The sequence below is a fragment of the Pseudomonas sp. B19125 genome, from assembly GCF_044218855.1.
Classification (GTDB): Bacteria; Pseudomonadota; Gammaproteobacteria; order Pseudomonadales; family Pseudomonadaceae; genus Aquipseudomonas; species Aquipseudomonas edaphica.
Genome location: NZ_CP162589.1, coordinates 1,228,736 through 1,245,468 on the forward strand (window position 1 = coordinate 1,228,736; position 16,733 = coordinate 1,245,468).

The following is a 16,733-nucleotide window of genomic DNA, read 5'->3' on the forward strand; positions in this document are numbered from 1 at the left end:
GAATGCATCCCGTGACGCTCTGCGTCACCTTGCACCCGGCTTGAGCCTTGTGCAGACATCGGGACGCGGAGCGTCCCAGGCGGCATTCCCACGCAGAGCGTGGGAACGATCGGGGAGGGTTAGAAAAAGCCCAACGGATTAATGTCGTAGCTCACCAGCAGGTTCTTGGTCTGCTGGTAGTGATCCAACATCATCTTGTGGGTCTCACGGCCCACGCCGGACTTCTTGTAGCCACCAAACGCGGCATGCGCCGGGTACAGGTGGTAGCAGTTGGTCCACACGCGGCCCGCCTTGATCGCGCGGCCCATGCGGTAGGCGCGGTTGATGTCGCGGGTCCACACGCCGGCGCCGAGGCCGAACTCGGTGTCGTTGGCAATCGCCAGGGCTTCGGCTTCGTCCTTGAAGGTGGTGATGCTCACCACCGGGCCGAAGATTTCTTCCTGGAACACGCGCATCTCATTGGTGCCCTTGAGCAGCGTCGGCTGGATGTAATAACCACCGGCCATGTCGCCGGTCAGTTGCTCAACCTTGCCGCCGGTGAGCAGTTGCGCGCCTTCGCCCTTGGCGATTTCCAGGTAGGACAGGATCTTGTCGAACTGCTGCTCGGACGCCTGGGCGCCGACCATGGTGTCGGTGTCCAGCGGGTCGCCGCGTTTGATCTGCTCGACCTTCTTCATCACTACTTTCATGAAGTCGTCGTAGATTGACTCTTCAACCAGCGCACGGGATGGGCAGGTGCACACTTCGCCTTGGTTAAAGAACGCCAGCACCAGGCCTTCGGCGGCTTTTTCGATAAACGAAGGTTCGGCTTTCATGATGTCGGCAAAGAAGATGTTCGGCGACTTGCCGCCCAGCTCGACGGTGGACGGAATAATGTTCTCGGCCGCCGCGTGCATGATGTGCGAGCCCACCGGCGTGGAGCCGGTGAAGGCGATCTTGGCGATGCGCTTGCTGGTGGCCAGGGCTTCGCCCGCTTCTTTACCGAAGCCGTGCACCACGTTCAGCACGCCAGGCGGCAGCAGGTCGCCGATCAGCTCCATCAGCACGTTGATGCCCAGCGGGGTTTGCTCGGCCGGTTTAAGCACCACGCAGTTACCGGCGGCCAGGGCCGGTGCGAGTTTCCACGCGGCCATCAGCAGCGGGAAGTTCCACGGGATGATCTGGCCGACCACACCCAGCGGCTCGTGGAAGTGGTAGGACGCGGTAAGTTCGTTGATCTCGGCGCTGGTGCCTTCCTGGGCGCGGATGCAACCGGCGAAATAGCGGAAGTGGTCAGCGGCCAGCGGGATGTCGGCGTTGAGGGTTTCACGCACGGCCTTGCCGTTGTCCCAGGTCTCGGTGATGGCCAGCAGTTCGAGGTTCTGTTCGATGCGGTCGGCGATTTTCAGCAGCACCAGCGAGCGGTCCTGGGCCGAGGTCTTGCCCCAGGCGTCAGCGGCGGCGTGGGCGGCATCCAGTGCCTTGTCGATGTCTTTGGCAGTGGAGCGCGGGAATTCGGCGATGGGCTTGCCGTTGACCGGCGAGGTGTTAGTGAAATAGTTGCCGTCCACCGGCGCAACGAACTCGCCGCCGATGAAGTTGCCGTACTTGGCCTTGAAGGAAACGATCGAGCCTTCGGTGCCGGGATGTGCGTAACGCATGGTGGGTATCTCCTGCTTTTATGTTTATTGGAGTACAGCGGTGTTGCGCGTGATAAAGCGTAGAGCAAAGGTTGGGCCATCGCTTTACACACCTGTTAAATCAAGGGTTTGAGCTTTGTTGCGAGGTGTTGCGGTGACAAGGCTGGCACAGTCGGTGTGACAGTTTGTGCCATAAGCGATACACCCTGTGACCGGTGGGTCGGCGCGGGATTGCAATGGCCGGATGGCTGGGGGATGCTGGCTGCTCTCACGCAGGGAGAATAATAAGAACATGCACAACGATCATTTCAGTCGCCATGCTCAACAGGTCCTCACCGTCACCCGCGGGCAAGACCTCGCCCACGGCCCCGGCAGCGACCCGTCCATCGCCCGGTCCTGGTTGCGGTGCCTTGAGGACTATCACCTCGACCCCGCGCTGACCATGGCGCCCACCGTGCTGGAACACGGGCGCCTGCTGGAAAGTCGCGAGCGCTTGCAGCAAGTGCTGCGCATTGCCGGCAGTGAGATGAACAGCCTGCATCAACAACTTTCCGGCGCCGGCCATGCGGTGCTGCTCACCGATGCGCGTGGGGTGATCCTCAACTGCGTTACCGCGCCGGCCGAGCGCAAGGTGTTCGAGCGTGCGGGGCTATGGCTGGGGGCCGACTGGAGCGAGGCGTGCGAGGGCACCAATGGCATCGGCACCTGCCTGGTGGAGCGCCAGTCGCTGACCATTCACCGCGATGAGCATTTTCGTGGCCGCCACACCGGTCTGACCTGCTCAGCGAGCCCGGTGTTCGATCCCCATGGAGAACTGCTGGCCGTGCTGGATGTGTCTTCTGCACGTGAGGCGGTGTCGCGCCAAAGCCAGTTCCACACCATGGCGCTGGTGAACTTGTCGGCCAAGATGATCGAAAGTTGTTACTTCCTGCGCCATTTTGAAAAGCACTGGCTGCTGCGCTTTCACTTGCAGGCGGAATCTGTGGGGTTGTTCAGCGAAGGGCTGCTGGCCTTCGACGGTGACGGACGTATCTGTGCGGTCAACCAGAGCGCCCTGAACCTGCTGGGCCAGGCGCGGGGCGGTTTGCTGGGGCAGCCGGTGGAAGCGTTTTTCGAATGCTCGCTGGACCAGTTGCTCGGCCGCGCCAGTGCCAATGCCACCGCCAGCTGGCCGTTGCGTACGCGCGATGGCCGGCATTTGTTCGCTGCGTTGCGTGGTCAGGCACGGAGTACACCGCCGGCGCCGATGGCCAAGCCCGAGGCACCGCGCCTGCCGGGCATCTGCCTCGGCGACCCGGTGTTACAGAGTGATTTTCGCAAGGCCCTCAGGGTATTCGAGCGCGACGTGCCCCTGTTGATCAACGGCGAAACCGGCTGTGGTAAAGAAGCCTTCGCCAAGGCGGTGCATCAAGCCAGCCAGCGCGCCGACAAGGCTTTCGTTGCGCTTAATTGCGCCGCCATCCCGGAAAACCTGATTGAAAGCGAGTTGTTCGGTTATCGCGGCGGCAGCTTTACCGGCGCGCTGAAAGAAGGCATGCGCGGTAAATTACAGCAGGCCGATGGCGGCACCCTGTTTCTCGATGAGATAGGCGACATGCCTTTCGCGTTGCAAACCCGTCTTTTAAGGGTGCTGGAAGACCGCGTGGTGGTGCCCATCGGGGGCGCGCCGCAGGCGGTGGACGTCAGAATCATCAGCGCGACCCACCGCGACCTGTTAGCGCGTGTTGCCGACGGTAGCTTCCGCGAAGACCTTTACTATCGCCTCAACGGCCTTGAGATTGCCGTGCCGCCCTTGCGCGACCGTAGCGACAAAGCGCAATTACTGGCGTTTTTGCTGGCGGAGGAAGCCGCAGGGCAAGCGGTGGTGCTTGATGAGCCAGCGCGCCGCGCTCTGCTGGACTACGCCTGGCCGGGAAACATTCGGCAATTGCGCAACGTGTTGCGTACTTTGGCGGCGTTGTGCGAGGACGGGAAAATCAGCGTTGAAGACCTGCCGCCCATCATTCGCCAACCGCGCCCCGTGAGGGCTTTAGATCCCCGTCAGGGGGGCGTTCTGGACGATGCAGAGCGCGTAGCGTTACTCAATGCACTCAAACAGCAACATTGGCACATGTCCCGCACGGCAGAAAGTTTAGGCGTTAGCCGGAATACGCTTTACAGGAAGTTACGCCGGCACGGAATTGAACGTTGTTCACACGCGTGATCTGCGCGTTGTTACTGCAGCCCTCATAGTGCCCGCTTTTAGTCGCCCATGAGAGAAGTGGGTTGAAACGTTTGGATAAACCTTGCCTGATGTTTTTTGTGTGATTTGTATAGTTGTGAGCCACTCAGTCTCTGAATAGTTACTTGTTTTTATTCGGGTTCGGGTGTGGAAATGACAAATATTGAAGCAGTAAAAGTATCACCCATCTTATCCAGTACAGGGGCCGATGAGCCTCCTGCGGCTGGCGCCAGGGTTAGCACCGATAAAGCACATGATGAACGCAACACGGATGCTCAGGTGCCTGACACCCCCGAAACCCGGGCGGTGGCTGACGCTCAGTTGGCGAGGCCCTACGCGTTAGCATTAGCGACGCGCTCCTTTCACACCTCAATGGGGCCAATGGATGTTCAAGTGCCTGCGCAGTCCACACTCGGTCGTTGGCGGACCCAATTGGACGACGCCTTTAAAAGCCGGGGGTTTTTATCGTGGGCGAAAGAACAGGGCCTTGATAGCAAAAGCCTCAAAGTGGATCCGTTCGCCGGGGAATTGACGGGAATTGTAAATGGCAAGATCCACACTTTTTCCTTAGAAGACAATTCGGGTTGGTCGGACATCTCCAGGGTGCTGTTGTCGATTGCCAGGGTGATCGCTCCAAAGCCTGGGCAGGCGTTCAGTTATCCTTGGCCGGACGGTAAGGTGCCGCTGTACACGGTGGGTCGATTTTACGCAGAACCTATCGATCTCTCCCCTTCGCAAGCCGCCGCGCATCGAGAGAAACTGAGGGCCGGGTCAGCGTTTGAGTTCGCACCTGTGGGTCATGCGTCCCAGCGATCTGTCGAGGCGTTAGTGGAGCAGGGCAAGGCGCTGGGTGATGACGCTAATCGTCATGCACTTATCGCGGCGCTGAACGCCCAGGTAGACGATGCTGAAGGGAAAATAGATCTGAATAACGTTATGGTCCCGATTGACCGACGTTCAAGTTTATTTATCGAGGAGCAGCGCCGGGAGATAAGTGTTGCTCAGATGCTCGAAAATAAGGGGCATAAGCTACCTGGCAACCGTGCGCAGGCGCTTGGCTTGGCGAACGCACTCTCCTTTGACCTTGCCCATCGGATGCCTGGGGCCGACGGTGGGGGCGTCAGGCATATTGCGGGACTGCTGAATAAAACCGCGTTGCGCAAGATGAAGGCGGTAGTGGATCCGTGGAAGTTGAAACATGCAAGCCCGGCTCCTGATTCTCACGCAGGAGCCGGCAGTTTTATACGTAGCCTGATGAACAGGCCTGGGGCGCCTGCCCAGAAGATGATTCTGGACAATCCCTCATTGGCATTGGACCAGCTCATTCGGACGACCGATGCACAGACGTTGGGACTGGACATACAAAAAAGAATCAGCTCAGCAGAGTCGCCGACCGGTGCGATTGAGGCATTGACTGCGGCACTCTTGCAGGACCTTGATCCTAACCCGGATAAGTCATGCTTCAACGTGGCGGGTTATAACCTCTATCAACGCGACAATATGGGGGCTAGCGCTTCTGAGATTGTTAAACGTTTTACGACTTATCTTGAAACTAAGCTGGGCGCGGATGTGGCCCCTCTTGCTGCGCAGCTATTACTGTCCGCCGTCGCCCCTGAACTCAAAGTAAAAAATATTCCTCCCGAACTTGTTTTTGGGTCTTATACGTGGGCGGAATTTTCAATAGCGGTTGCACTGGTAGAGCAGGAAGATCGCGGCGGCGCATCGGGAAACATGACGTTTCGTCAAATAGTGGACTATGCCGATGTGCAACTTAATATCCTTGAGGATGAGGACGCGTTAGCAAGCATGTCGATCAATCCGCTTAGGGCGTGGGGGGTCGCTAACAAGGTGATAAAATACAGCCCCGACGGTCAATATACGCCTGAGGAAGTTGAGCAATCACAGCGCGTGTTAAAAAAGCAGAAAAGGGAGCTGGAATGGGCACGCACTGAGTTATTGAAGCCGCCACCGACGCGGGAGTCGGAGGCGCTGTCTGAGTTCAAACGGGTGTACCCGGATGTTGATCCGACGAAGACAACCTTATGCAGTGTCATGGATAGCCGTTATATCGTATCGCCACTTGATGTCTATATGACGAAGCCTTTTGAGCCAGACAGGTGGAAGTCACGTGATGAAAAAGAGTTGCCTTGGACGCAGATGAAGTCTCGCTTTTCTGAGCTTGATAACAATATCGGCCAAACGTTTGCTGAGAAGTTTGAAGGCTATAAAAAGACTCAGGCTGCGGGGTGGGCTATTCAGTTCAAATATCAGGCGTCTTTGCTGTCTATGGCTGAACAGGAGCGTATAAGTCAATCAACTGTAACGTTCATGCGAGTGTCTCGTCCTTTTTTGGGCACAGAGGAAACGAACAACCTACAGCTTTACCCCGGGCGCCAACCCCGAAAGCCCACTCCACACGAACTCAAAGAGTTCGAAGGGGGGCAAGGCTTGCTTATGAAAGTTGAGGACGGGGAGGGGGCGGTTGAGTACTTTAGTTATTTTCCAGCCCTGGGAAAAATTGTTAAGGAAAAGGGAGTGCCGGCAGAGCAGCCAAATTTTGACGATCGCAGGTATTTTTCTCCGGGTTACGAGGCACGAGTCCCTGGCACGTACAATGTGTTTACAGAATTTGCCACCAATAATGAGCGTGATTCGCCTGATGTAATCGGTGAAGCAAGAACGCCGTATTTTTCTCAACGGAACGGTTCGCTGGGTGCCGCGGTGGGTGATTTTTTTACCAAGGATTATGATTATTTAAAAACAAAGCTTTTCGGTGAAACGAGGATTGAAAAGAACACCAGGGCTAATCAAGCTGTCAACAATTTTCTCCTTTCGCTTATTCCCTTCTATGATGGTATTAAAGATGCGATCGACGGCAATGTTGCCGGAGCAGCTTTTAATATCGGGTTCGATTTTTTAGGGTTTTTTCTCCCTGGGGCAAGTGCCGCGAATAGGGCCTTGAAGCTTGGTAAGTCAGCAGGCAAGGTGCTCAAGCGGTCTTTTTTTGCAGGGGTCGGTGCTTCTGTGGGGGTTACCGATATCGTTGATCTGCCGAAAAACTTTAAACGGGGGATAGTCGCCTTAGGTAAGGATTTAAAGACGGTACGCAAACATTCAGATGAGGTGCTTGCTCGACTGAAAGGGAATTACAGATTTTATGAGGTGACAGGAAATTACAAGGAGGGTGATATTGTCAAGGGCTTCTATCAGGTGGAGTCGGACGGTGTAAGCAGGCCAGTAGTTGCGCTATTTAAAAAGGGCGCTTGGTATGCATACAGTACTGTTACCAATACACCCTTTGGCCCTCAGTTAGCACAGTTTGGAGTGCTGAATGCACTGACGCCTTCGGATAAACCATAATGGTTTTAACGGGCGCGGCTTAGCGAAAAAGTCGCCGCGCCCGTCTGAGTTGTTAATAAGTTCGCGTTTGGTTGAGTCGTCGGGCTGCGATTTTTAGTATCCGTGCGGCTGACGCACTGTGCCTGTGTGCCTGGATCGTTTTTGCCGACGTTGTTGTAGGTCAGTGGCGGGTGCGTATTTTTTTACAGCCTGGAACTGTATGAGGTATTTGTGTCACCTAATGGCTGAAGGAAATGGATGGCTTTCTAATTAAAACTAATTATTAGGCAGAACGTTATGATATTTGCAAATGCAGTTGAACGGCCATTGGTATGCTCAAAGATTTCGAATTTTTTCAGTGGCGGATGGACCAGAAGCGAGCCGCCTAGCCCTGTAAGAACACCTGATGCTCCCAAGATAGAGGGCGCGGCAGCGGCCAAACCCGCAGACGGTAGCAATAACGGTTTTGATCAGGGGTTCATTGATAAACAAGTGACATCCCTCGAAGGTCCGGGGCACGCCAGTGGCCAACGACAGCCGGGGGAGGCCCCTGATACAAATGCCACTGCTTCGCAAGTGGCTGACTATAGAGAAGCGAACAGGAAAAAGTGGCAAACGCAAAAAGATGCTGAAGCCCGTGACAAGTTGTTCGGTCAGCCCACACCGGGTCGAGTCGATGGGCAAGAGGTTCCACCGTTCTCTTCTCGAGCGCTTGAGGAAAATGCAGCGGATTTAAGCAAAGCCTCAGGGGCGGAGTCCAAGTTTGAGCTGGGTAAGGCGTATAAAAATGCACTGGTGACTTCATCGATTACTTTGCCAGTTACGATAGTTGCTTTTGTGACCATCGGAACTATCAATGAAACTATTAAGCCTCACCTCAGTGCAACCCCCGTTGCTGAGGGTGCCACCGCTGCTGAGGGTGTCACCATTGCTGAGGGCGCCCCCGTTGATGAAGGAAAGCTCGTCGATCGTAAGCAGACAAGTGTATTTCAAGTGGCCAATACCTTAGCCAATCTGCGGGGCGAAGGGCATGTTGGGCCATCGGACAAATGGGCAGCGCAAACCGATGAGGAACGTTTGGATTCTCTCGATGCAATACTTGACTATTGCGAGCCCGAACTGGTTAAGGATGCACAAAAGTACGGCGTTAAGTTTCAACCTGCTACCTCGGGCGGTGATAGCGACGATATAAAGACCCGCACAGCTGTCATCGATTCCAGGCTGGCGGCCCTGACGGCACTGTTCGGTGTCTTAAAGGGGAAAGTATCGGGCAGTGCCAACTAGTAGGCCGGCGCGTGTCACGGGTCAGGCGATTGGCGGGAACGAGGTCGACGCTGCGCTGAACGCCTGCACTCTGATTGACCTGCACTCTGATTGAAGAGTGCGGGCTTTTCTTGCGGGTGAAGTAATTTTTTATGACGTGCTTATGTAAGTGCTTCCGGTTTCTGCTGATCTTGCGCATAGCGCTATCGGCGCTGATTGATTGGCATAGAGAAGTGCTGGGCCGGGATGAACACGTTCATCGCGTACGAAAGTGCGCTGCAGCGCCGGCCTGAGCGGCTGTGCAGGTCTAAAAAGATAGCTCGAACAGCAAGGTAGGTGGGAACGCTTAAAGTGTCGAGTTTAACGCTGTGCTTCATCCGTGAGACGGCTTTGTCTTACAGGGCGTGTTGGCAGGCTCTGGCTGGAACTGTACTGGGTGGGGTGCCCACTCATTCAGGGCAACTGCTTAGAGTGTTTTCATACAATAACAATCACGCTGGTGAACACTATGAACATTATTCCTTCAATGGCCACTTTCATTGCTTCACACCCTGTATCCGTCGACCAGCCTGCTGCGCAGCTCGAGTCGTATAAAGCTGATCCTGCTGATTGGCCTTTGTCGCAAACCAAGGGGGCCATCGAGAGCAAAAACCTCAAGTGGGGAGGTGGAAGGGGGCCGAGACCTCCATCTCCACCACCTGCTCCTGCTCCTGCTCCTGGGCCGCCGCCGCTACCACCGCGCCCACGTCCGCCAGTGCCGCCCAAGCCGAAACCAGATCCTAAACCCGCGCCGCCGAGCAAGCCCGGGCCCGCACCCAAGCCCCAGGGCGGTGGGTTCAAGGACGCGGGGAGCACTGTCATGCAGATCAATAAAATCAAGGCCAATGACGAGTTGATGATGGCCAATTTGCGCAAGCAGGCGCCTATCAGTGTGGCGGAGGCTGCCAAGCGAGTTTTTGATGCCGACAAACTGGTCAAGGCCGGTGTGATTGATACCGGGCCAAGCGCCCTGCGCGTTGCTCGTGATGCGGCTATCAGTGCCGGTATCACCGGGATGGTCAGCGCGCCGATCAACGTAGCAGCCTATGCAGGCTCCGTGGCCGCCGGAGAGCGGATCAAGTCTTCTTACGCCCCTGGTGTATTGCCGCCACCGTTTTTGCCCGGCGCCAGCAGCCCGCCCAAAAAGGGTGACGCTGCCGAGCACGTTGATTCGACGCCCGATTCGACAGCCGATTCGTCAGGCACGATTGACCAGCGCCTGGATGATTTCGAGATAAAGCTGTTGGGCATGGGCTCCACCGTCATGATTCTGTTGGGCGAGAACAACCGTGTATTTACCAAGAGTGAACGTTGGCCAACCGATAACGACGCACGCTTAAGCAACCTGGAAAAGATACTCAGGTTCTCTGAGCAGCAATTGAAGAAGATCACCCGGCAGAACGGAATTATTTTTAAACCATATAAACCCGGCGAACCCATACCTGCCGATGCAGAAGGGCGTCTTGACCTGATCGACAAGAAGTTCAAGCGCATGGACGAGGCCTATGAAAACCTGCGTTTGCTCGCTGCTTTGAAAGCCAGTCAGCGCAAAACTCAAGCACCCGCCATCGCTTGAGGATGGCACTATCGAGCGAAATGCCAGACGCATTTCGCTCGCCCGCTGACCGTTTAAAAGGTGCGATTTCCTACTCCCTGCGCTAACCTGCCTCGATGTTTACGAGGTCAACTATGCACATTCATATTCTGGGTATCTGCGGCACATTCATGGGTTCGATGGCGGTCCTGGCCAAAGAGTTGGGCCATCACGTTACTGGCTCCGACGCCAACGTTTATCCGCCCATGAGCACGCAGCTTCAGGCCCAGGGTATTGAGCTGACCCAAGGTTACGACCCCTCACAGTTCGACCCGGTCCCGGATCTGGTGGTGATCGGTAACGCCATGTCACGTGGTAACCCGGCGGTCGAATATGTACTCAACAAGGGCTTGCCCTATGTCTCCGGCCCGCAATGGCTGGCCGACCATGTGCTGCAAGGCCGCTGGGTTCTTGCTGTGGCGGGCACCCATGGCAAGACCACCACCAGCAGCATGCTGGCCTGGGTGCTTGAGCATGCGGGCATGAGTCCGGGTTTCCTGATCGGCGGTGTGCCGCAGAACTTCTCGGTGTCGGCGCGTTTGGGCGATACGCCGTTTTTTGTGATTGAGGCCGATGAATACGACAGCGCCTTCTTCGACAAGCGCTCCAAGTTCGTCCATTACCGCCCGCGTACCGCGATCCTCAACAATCTTGAGTTCGACCACGCGGACATTTTCCCTGATCTGGCCGCCATTGAGCGCCAGTTCCACCATTTGGTGCGCACCATCCCCAGCGAAGGCCTGGTGATCCACCCGACCACCGAGCCGGCCCTGCAGCGCGTGATCGACATGGGCTGCTGGACGCCGGTGCAAACCACCGGCGCGGGCGGGCAGTGGCAGGTCAAGTTGCTCAGCGAAGACGGCTCGCGCTTTGAAGTGCTGTTCGAGGGTGAGGCCCAAGGCGTCGTCGAATGGGACATGACCGGTCAACATAACGTCGCCAATGCCTTGGTCACCCTGGCGGCCGCACGGCATGTGGGCGTGGTGCCTTCCATGGGCATCGCCGCCTTGAGCGCGTTCAAGAGCGTGAAACGCCGTATGGAAAAAGTCGCAGATGTGAACGGGATTACCATCTACGACGACTTTGCCCACCACCCAACAGCCATTGCGACCACGCTGGATGGCCTGCGCAAGCGCGTCGGTGATGCCAATATCATTGCCATTATTGAGCCGCGCTCCAATTCCATGAAACTCGGCGCGCACCGCGATGGTTTGCCGGAAAGCGTCATCGACGCCGACCAGGTGGTTTGGTACGCCCCGACTAACCTCGGCTGGGACCTGCCGGCGATTGCGGCGCTGTGCACGGTGCCTTCCATCGTGTGCGACTCCATTGAAGCGATCATCGAACACGTCAAACATCAAGCCAAGCCCGGCACCCATGTGGTGGTCATGAGCAACGGCGGTTTCGGTGGCCTGCACGGCAAGCTGGCCGAGGCGCTCAAATGAGTGGCCCGGAACGCATTACCCTGGCGATGACCGGCGCGTCCGGTGCGCCTTACGGCCTGCGCTTGCTGGACTGCCTGGTGCGCGAAGACCGCGAGGTGCACTTCCTGATTTCCAAGGCCGCGCAACTGGTGCTGGCCACCGAGACGGATGTGCAACTGCCGGCCAAGGTGCAGATGATGCAAGCCTTCCTCACCGAGTACACCGGCGCGGCTGCCGGGCAGATCAAGGTGTACGGTAAAGAAGACTGGATGTCGCCGGTAGCGTCCGGCTCCGGTGCGCCGGCGGCGATGGTGGTAGTGCCGTGCTCCACCGGCACCTTGTCGGCGATTGCCACGGGCGCCTGCAACAATCTGATCGAGCGGGCGGCTGACGTTACCCTGAAGGAGCGCCGCCAGTTGATCCTGGTGCCGCGCGAGGCGCCGTACTCGAGCATTCACCTGGAGCACATGCTCAAGCTGTCGAACATGGGCGTGACCATCTTGCCGGCCTCGCCAGGGTTTTATCACCAGCCGCAAACCATCGATGACCTGGTGGACTTTGTAGTGGCGCGCATTCTCAACCTGCTGAACATTCCCCAGGACATGCTGCCACGTTGGGGCGAGCACCATTTGAGCAGCGATGAATAAGGCGCTGCTGGTAATGTTGGCGCTGCAACTGACAGGCTGCGCCACGGCGCGCACGCTGGATGCCGCGCAACCTGGGGCGCCGGTGGTGTATGCCGGCACGCGGCTGGATGTGTATGCGATCAATGGCGGCTGTTGCGCCAAGGATCGATTTGGCGCTGAGGCGCCGAGCTATCCGCATGTGGATCTGCCGGCCAGCGCGTTGCTCGACACCTTGCTGTTGCCGCTGTCGTTATTGACGGTGTTGGGTGTGGGGTTTAACGCAACGGGCGGGCTTTAGTGTTGCGTTGAGTGTGCGGGCCCCATCGCGGGCAAGCCCGGCTCCCACAGGGGAATGCCTTCCAAAGGTGGGAGCTGGCTTGCCTGCGATGGGGCCCGCACAGGCGCTGCTAGATCATTTGCCGAGCTTGCGCAACTCATCCGACTCCACCACCCGCACGCCATCCTGCTCTTCCAGCGCCAGGCGCCACATGGCGCGGGCCAGTTCGCAGACTTCGATACCGTGGTATTTGCCCGGAATCAACCGCGATAACGGCCCGGCGATTTTCTCGGCCAGGCGCGATTCCAAGCGTTCCCCCAGCAGCAACGAAGGCCGTACGATGGTCAGTTGCGGCCAGTCCTGAGCCTTGAGCGCTTGCTCCATTTCGCCTTTGACGCGGTTGTAGAAAATCGAGGACTTCGGGTCGGCGCCAATCGCGCTGATCACGATCAGGTGCCGCGCGCCCATCTCCCGTGCGCGCTTGGCGAAGGCCACCACCATGTCCAGGTCGACCGCACGGAAGGCTTCTTCTGAACCGGCTTTTTTAATCGTGGTGCCCAGGCAGCAGAAGGCGATATCAACCTGGCCGCTCAGTTGCGGCAGGAACACCGCCGGGTCACCCACCGGGTTTTCCAGGTGTGGGTGTTCGGCCAACGGCTTGCGGCTAGGTGCCAGTACGCGGGTCACCGTGGGTTCGTTGAGCAGGCGGTCGAGCAGGTGTTCGCCGGTCAGGCCGGAGGCGCCGGCGAGCAGGATATGCTGAGGTGTCAGGTACATGGTGTTTCCCCCTTGTTACACGTTACAGCTTAGTTGCCTTTGGCTTCCTTGCTATTCATTGAGACGCTTTCGAGCGCCTTTCGTGCCTGCTGTTTACGTAACAATTGCCAGTGGGCGATCACGCCTTTGGGCGCCCAGATCTGCGGTTCAGAGGCTTCGAAGTTGTCCGCCTGTTCACGCTCGGCCACGTGCAGCTGCGCCAGTTTGAAGGCTTGTTGCAAATCGTCGGTCTGGTTGAAGGCCTGGGCGAACAGGGCGTCGCCGAAGTAGGTGAAGTCCGCTTCCTCGGAGCAACCGAAAGACACGCGATCCGCGCGCGAGGCGGTCATGATCAGCGTGTGCTCGTCCTTCAGGGCCGGGATAAACCCACCGGAGTAGCAGGCGGAAATCACGATGATCTTGTCGCGGTCCTTGAGCGGCGCAAGCACGGCGGCCAGCTCGTCGGCGGGCAGGTCGGCCAGCTCCATGCGCGGCTGGTCGAGCACCAGTTCATGTTCGTGGGTGCCGTGGCTGGTCATGTAGATAAACACCAGGTCTTGCGGCCCGGTGCGTTCGGCCAGGGTTTGTACAGCGCGGCGCAGGCTTTCGCGGGTGGCCAGCGGGCGGTCGGCGATGTGGTCGCGGTGGTTGACCAGACGAATCTGCCCGCGCGCACCGAAGCGCGTGGCGAGCATGTTGCTGACGTAATCGGCTTCGCGCAGGAACACGCTTTGTTTGCCATCGCCGGCCAATACCAGGGTGTACAGCTCGACGGCAGGCGTGGAGGGTGGCACGGCGGCAAGGGCGGCATCGAGCAAGCGGCCTTGGGCCAGTATGCCGACCTCCAGTGGGTCGGGCAGCAACTTGCCGTCGGCATCGCGCACGCGCATGCCGTTGACCCAAGTGCCGGCCTGCACGGTGCCGTCGGTGAGTACCAGGGTGCCTTTGCCCTGGTAGCTGTCGCTGTCGAAACCGCCGACATAGAAACTGCCGTCGGTGAGGTTCAGACGGCCTTCGCCGCTGAAGCGCCATTCGCTGAACTGGCCCACGTAGTGGCTGCCGTCCACACCGATCAACTCGCCTTTGCCGCTGAGCGCGCCTTCCTTGAACTGGCCGATCCACACGTCGCCGTCGGCGTTTTCATAACGGCCCTTGCCGTTGAGCTGGTTCTGTTTGAACTGGCCGACATAGATATCGCCGTCGGCACTGTTGAAGGTGCCATTGCCTTCAAGCTGGCCATCGACAAAACGACCACTGAACTGGTTGCCACTGTCGTCGTTGCGCTGGCCTTCGCCATTGGGTTTGCCGTGCACGAACTGGCCCTGGTACTGGCTGCCGTCGGCCAATTCCAGGCGGCCAAGGCCGGAATATTGATCGTTTTTGAATTCGCCGCGATAGGTCATCTGCCCCTCTTTGAGGGTGCCTTCGCCGTTGCGTCGCCCATTCTTGAAACCGCCGACGTAGCTGCTGCCCGCCGTGGTCAGGCTGCCTTGGCCATCGAACAGGCCTTGCTGGAACTGGCCTTTATAGACCTCGCCGTTGCTGCCATGCCATTCGCCCTGGCCGTGCCACTGGCCTTTGTCGAACTGGCCGGCGTACCAACTGCCATTGGGGTAGTCCACGCGGCCCTGGCCTTGCAGCAAACCGTTGACCACATCACCCCGGTAACGGCCGCCGTCGGGCAGGCGCGCATCGGGCGGCAACAGCGATTCGCCGTCTCCGCAAGCGGTGAGCAACAGGGCAAGGGCAAGGGGAGCGAGTGGGCGCATAGCGGGATCCGGATAATTGAGCGCCGAGTATGCCGCAGCTGCGAGATTCATACATAAATTTACATACACTGTGGCAAGGTTTATTGCCTCGCCACAGGCCCGGCCTTACACGAAGCAGAGTGACAGCGACTCGGCGATGTAAGCAGGTTTTTCCTGGCCTTCGATTTCCAGGGTGGCGGTGGCCTTAAATAGCCATTGGCCAGGTTTTTTCTCGGTCACGTCGGTGAGGGTGACGTTCAGGCGGACTTTGGAATTAACCTTTACCGGCTGGATAAAACGCACGCTGTCCAGCCCATAGTTGACCGCCATCTTCAGGCCTTCGGGCATGATCAGGATGTCTTCCATGAGCTTGGGCATCAACGACAGCGACAGGAAACCGTGGGCGATGGTGCTGCCGAACGGGGTCTTGGCGGCCTTGATCGGGTCAACGTGGATGAACTGATGATCGCCGGTGGCTTCTGCGAACAGGTTGATACGCGCCTGGTCGATGGTGAGCCATTCGGAACGTCCCAGTTCCTTGCCGACATAATCTTTGAGCTGCGCTACAGGTACATAGGGCATTGCGACTCTCCTTGGTTCATCGATTCTGTTTTTTATGAGTTACAGAGAACCAATGTAGATCATCATGGGCAACCCACCCGGTCAACCCACCATGCTTTTGGCGAATGCCGAAGCATATGGCGGGCGTGCTTATAATGCGTCCCAGCTTTAGAGGGGGGAGAGAGCGATGCTGTTACGGGGCCTGACCTGGCTGGTGCTGTTTCAATTGATCGGCACCGCGATCAACCATTTGCTGTTGCCGGTGCTGCCGGGGCCGATTATTGGCTTGCTGCTGATGCTGGGTTTTTTGATCTGGCGCGGTGAAGTCGGCGAGCCCCTGAGCCTGGCTGCCAGCAGCCTGTTACGTTACTTGCCGTTGCTGCTGGTGCCGCCGGCGGTGGGCGTGATGGTCTACGCCAAGGACATTGCCGCCGATTTCTGGGCCATCATCGGCGCGCTCGTTTTGTCGCTGGTGATCGCCATGGGTTTTGTCGGCGTGCTGATGCAGCGCATGGTCAAGCGCAAGGAGCGCGATCAATGATCGGCGACTGGCAGGGCGCGTGGGCTGCGGTTATTCATCATCCGTTGTTCGGCATCGGCATCACCCTCGGCGCCTATCAACTGGTGCTGGCGGCATTCGAGAAAACCCGCTGGGTCTTCCTGCAGCCGGTGCTGGTGTCGATGCTGCTGGTGATCGGCGTGCTGCTCAGTTGCGGCCTGACCTACGTCGAGTACCGCAAGAGCACCGAGATCATGGGCATCCTGCTCGGCCCGGCGACGGTGGCTTTGGCGGTGCCGCTGTTCTTGAACCTGCGACGGATTCGTCAATTGTTCTGGCCGATTTTTACTACGCTGGTGATAGGCGGCGTGGTGGCCACCGGCTTGTGTGTGCTGCTGGGCTGGTGGTTCGGCGCCGAACATATGATGCTGATGACCATGGCGCCCAAGTCGGTGACCTCGCCGATTGCCATGCTGGTGGCTGAGCAGATCGGTGGTGTGGCTGCGCTGGCGGCGGTGTTTGTGCTGATCACCGGGGTGATCGGCGCGATGATCGGCCCGGCGTACCTGTCGCGCCTCGGTGTGCACAGCCCCGAGGCGCGTGGCATGGCGCTGGGCATGACCGCCCACGCCGTCGGCACCTCGGTGGCCTTGCAGGAAAGTGAAGAGTGCGGCGCCTTCGCGGCGTTGGCCATGAGTCTGATGGGCGTGGGCACGGCGGTTTTCCTGCCGTTGGCCGTGTCGGTGATCGTTTAAACCAGGTTTAAG

General features: G+C 58.2%; 13 protein-coding genes. 9 read left to right on the plus strand and 4 right to left on the minus strand.

The window, feature by feature from the left end; all coding sequences use genetic code 11:
• Positions 1–119: 119 nt before the first annotated feature.
• Positions 120–1,640: an aldehyde dehydrogenase family protein gene (locus AB4P96_RS05580; RefSeq protein ID WP_058420203.1), complete on the minus strand. Its 1,521-nt coding sequence runs from the start codon at positions 1,638–1,640 to the stop codon at positions 120–122.
• Positions 1,641–1,911: 271 nt separating this feature from the next.
• On the opposite strand from AB4P96_RS05580, the gene AB4P96_RS05585 reads away from it, so the two are divergent.
• The 7 genes from AB4P96_RS05585 to AB4P96_RS05615 all read left to right on the plus strand — a co-directional run bounded on the left by AB4P96_RS05585 (position 1,912) and on the right by AB4P96_RS05615 (position 12,423).
• Positions 1,912–3,822: a sigma-54-dependent Fis family transcriptional regulator gene (locus AB4P96_RS05585; RefSeq protein WP_017136033.1), complete on the plus strand. Its 1,911-nt coding sequence runs from the start codon at positions 1,912–1,914 to the stop codon at positions 3,820–3,822.
• 171 nt (positions 3,823–3,993) lie between these two features.
• Entirely contained in the window at positions 3,994–7,200 is a 3,207-nt protein-coding gene (locus AB4P96_RS05590; protein WP_395600591.1) for a hypothetical protein, read from the plus strand.
• A gap of 276 nt (positions 7,201–7,476) precedes the next feature.
• Complete coding sequence (locus tag AB4P96_RS05595; protein WP_395600592.1) at positions 7,477–8,463, plus strand: hypothetical protein; 987 nt, start codon at positions 7,477–7,479, stop codon at positions 8,461–8,463.
• Between the two features lie 487 nt (positions 8,464–8,950).
• A complete protein-coding gene (locus tag AB4P96_RS05600) occupies positions 8,951–10,057 on the plus strand; it encodes a hypothetical protein (RefSeq protein ID WP_395600593.1) in 1,107 nt (368 codons plus the stop codon).
• Positions 10,058–10,170: 113 nt separating this feature from the next.
• Complete coding sequence (gene mpl / locus AB4P96_RS05605) at positions 10,171–11,520, plus strand: UDP-N-acetylmuramate:L-alanyl-gamma-D-glutamyl-meso-diaminopimelate ligase (protein WP_395600594.1); 1,350 nt, start codon at positions 10,171–10,173, stop codon at positions 11,518–11,520.
• On the plus strand, positions 11,517–12,146 hold the full coding sequence (ubiX, locus tag AB4P96_RS05610; protein ID WP_017136038.1) for a flavin prenyltransferase UbiX: 630 nt from the start codon (positions 11,517–11,519) through the stop codon (positions 12,144–12,146). The genes mpl and ubiX overlap by 4 nt, the downstream gene beginning before the upstream one ends.
• Positions 12,139–12,423 carry a YceK/YidQ family lipoprotein gene (locus AB4P96_RS05615; protein ID WP_099547584.1) on the plus strand — a complete coding sequence of 95 codons (285 nt, stop codon included), beginning with the start codon at positions 12,139–12,141 and terminating at the stop codon, positions 12,421–12,423. Before ubiX ends, AB4P96_RS05615 begins: the two co-directional genes overlap by 8 nt.
• Positions 12,424–12,537: 114 nt before the next feature.
• Here the strand turns inward: AB4P96_RS05615 and AB4P96_RS05620 are convergent, their stop codons facing one another.
• The 3 genes from AB4P96_RS05620 to AB4P96_RS05630 all read right to left on the minus strand — a co-directional run bounded on the left by AB4P96_RS05620 (position 12,538) and on the right by AB4P96_RS05630 (position 15,488).
• A complete protein-coding gene (locus tag AB4P96_RS05620) occupies positions 12,538–13,179 on the minus strand; it encodes an oxidoreductase (protein ID WP_017136040.1) in 642 nt (213 codons plus the stop codon).
• Positions 13,180–13,208: 29 nt separating this feature from the next.
• Entirely contained in the window at positions 13,209–14,927 is a 1,719-nt protein-coding gene (locus AB4P96_RS05625; RefSeq protein WP_017136041.1) for a C13 family peptidase, read from the minus strand.
• Between the two features lie 105 nt (positions 14,928–15,032).
• Entirely contained in the window at positions 15,033–15,488 is a 456-nt protein-coding gene (locus AB4P96_RS05630) for a MaoC family dehydratase (protein WP_099547585.1), read from the minus strand.
• A gap of 166 nt (positions 15,489–15,654) precedes the next feature.
• Here AB4P96_RS05630 and AB4P96_RS05635 point away from each other — a divergent pair, with 166 nt between their 5' ends.
• Together AB4P96_RS05635 and AB4P96_RS05640 are read left to right on the plus strand one after the other, a co-directional pair.
• Positions 15,655–16,008, plus strand: coding sequence for a CidA/LrgA family protein (locus AB4P96_RS05635; RefSeq protein ID WP_017136042.1), 354 nt, complete (start codon positions 15,655–15,657; stop codon positions 16,006–16,008).
• On the plus strand, positions 16,005–16,721 hold the full coding sequence (locus tag AB4P96_RS05640; protein ID WP_017136043.1) for an LrgB family protein: 717 nt from the start codon (positions 16,005–16,007) through the stop codon (positions 16,719–16,721). The genes AB4P96_RS05635 and AB4P96_RS05640 overlap by 4 nt, the downstream gene beginning before the upstream one ends.
• Positions 16,722–16,733 lie beyond the last annotated feature (12 nt).

Bases quoted from the DNA above. Each gene is read 5' to 3' on its own strand.
- AB4P96_RS05580 (WP_058420203.1), bottom strand. From the start codon at position 1,640: ATGCGTTACGCACATCCCGGCACCGAAGGCTCGATCGTTTCCTTCAAG.
- AB4P96_RS05585 (WP_017136033.1), top strand. From the start codon at position 1,912: ATGCACAACGATCATTTCAGTCGCCATGCTCAACAGGTCCTCACCGTC.
- AB4P96_RS05590 (WP_395600591.1), top strand. From the start codon at position 3,994: ATGACAAATATTGAAGCAGTAAAAGTATCACCCATCTTATCCAGTACA.
- AB4P96_RS05595 (WP_395600592.1), top strand. From the start codon at position 7,477: ATGATATTTGCAAATGCAGTTGAACGGCCATTGGTATGCTCAAAGATT.
- AB4P96_RS05600 (WP_395600593.1), top strand. From the start codon at position 8,951: ATGAACATTATTCCTTCAATGGCCACTTTCATTGCTTCACACCCTGTA.
- mpl (WP_395600594.1), top strand. From the start codon at position 10,171: ATGCACATTCATATTCTGGGTATCTGCGGCACATTCATGGGTTCGATG.
- ubiX (WP_017136038.1), top strand. From the start codon at position 11,517: ATGAGTGGCCCGGAACGCATTACCCTGGCGATGACCGGCGCGTCCGGT.
- AB4P96_RS05615 (WP_099547584.1), top strand. From the start codon at position 12,139: ATGAATAAGGCGCTGCTGGTAATGTTGGCGCTGCAACTGACAGGCTGC.
- AB4P96_RS05620 (WP_017136040.1), bottom strand. From the start codon at position 13,179: ATGTACCTGACACCTCAGCATATCCTGCTCGCCGGCGCCTCCGGCCTG.
- AB4P96_RS05625 (WP_017136041.1), bottom strand. From the start codon at position 14,927: ATGCGCCCACTCGCTCCCCTTGCCCTTGCCCTGTTGCTCACCGCTTGC.
- AB4P96_RS05630 (WP_099547585.1), bottom strand. From the start codon at position 15,488: ATGCCCTATGTACCTGTAGCGCAGCTCAAAGATTATGTCGGCAAGGAA.
- AB4P96_RS05635 (WP_017136042.1), top strand. From the start codon at position 15,655: ATGCTGTTACGGGGCCTGACCTGGCTGGTGCTGTTTCAATTGATCGGC.
- AB4P96_RS05640 (WP_017136043.1), top strand. From the start codon at position 16,005: ATGATCGGCGACTGGCAGGGCGCGTGGGCTGCGGTTATTCATCATCCG.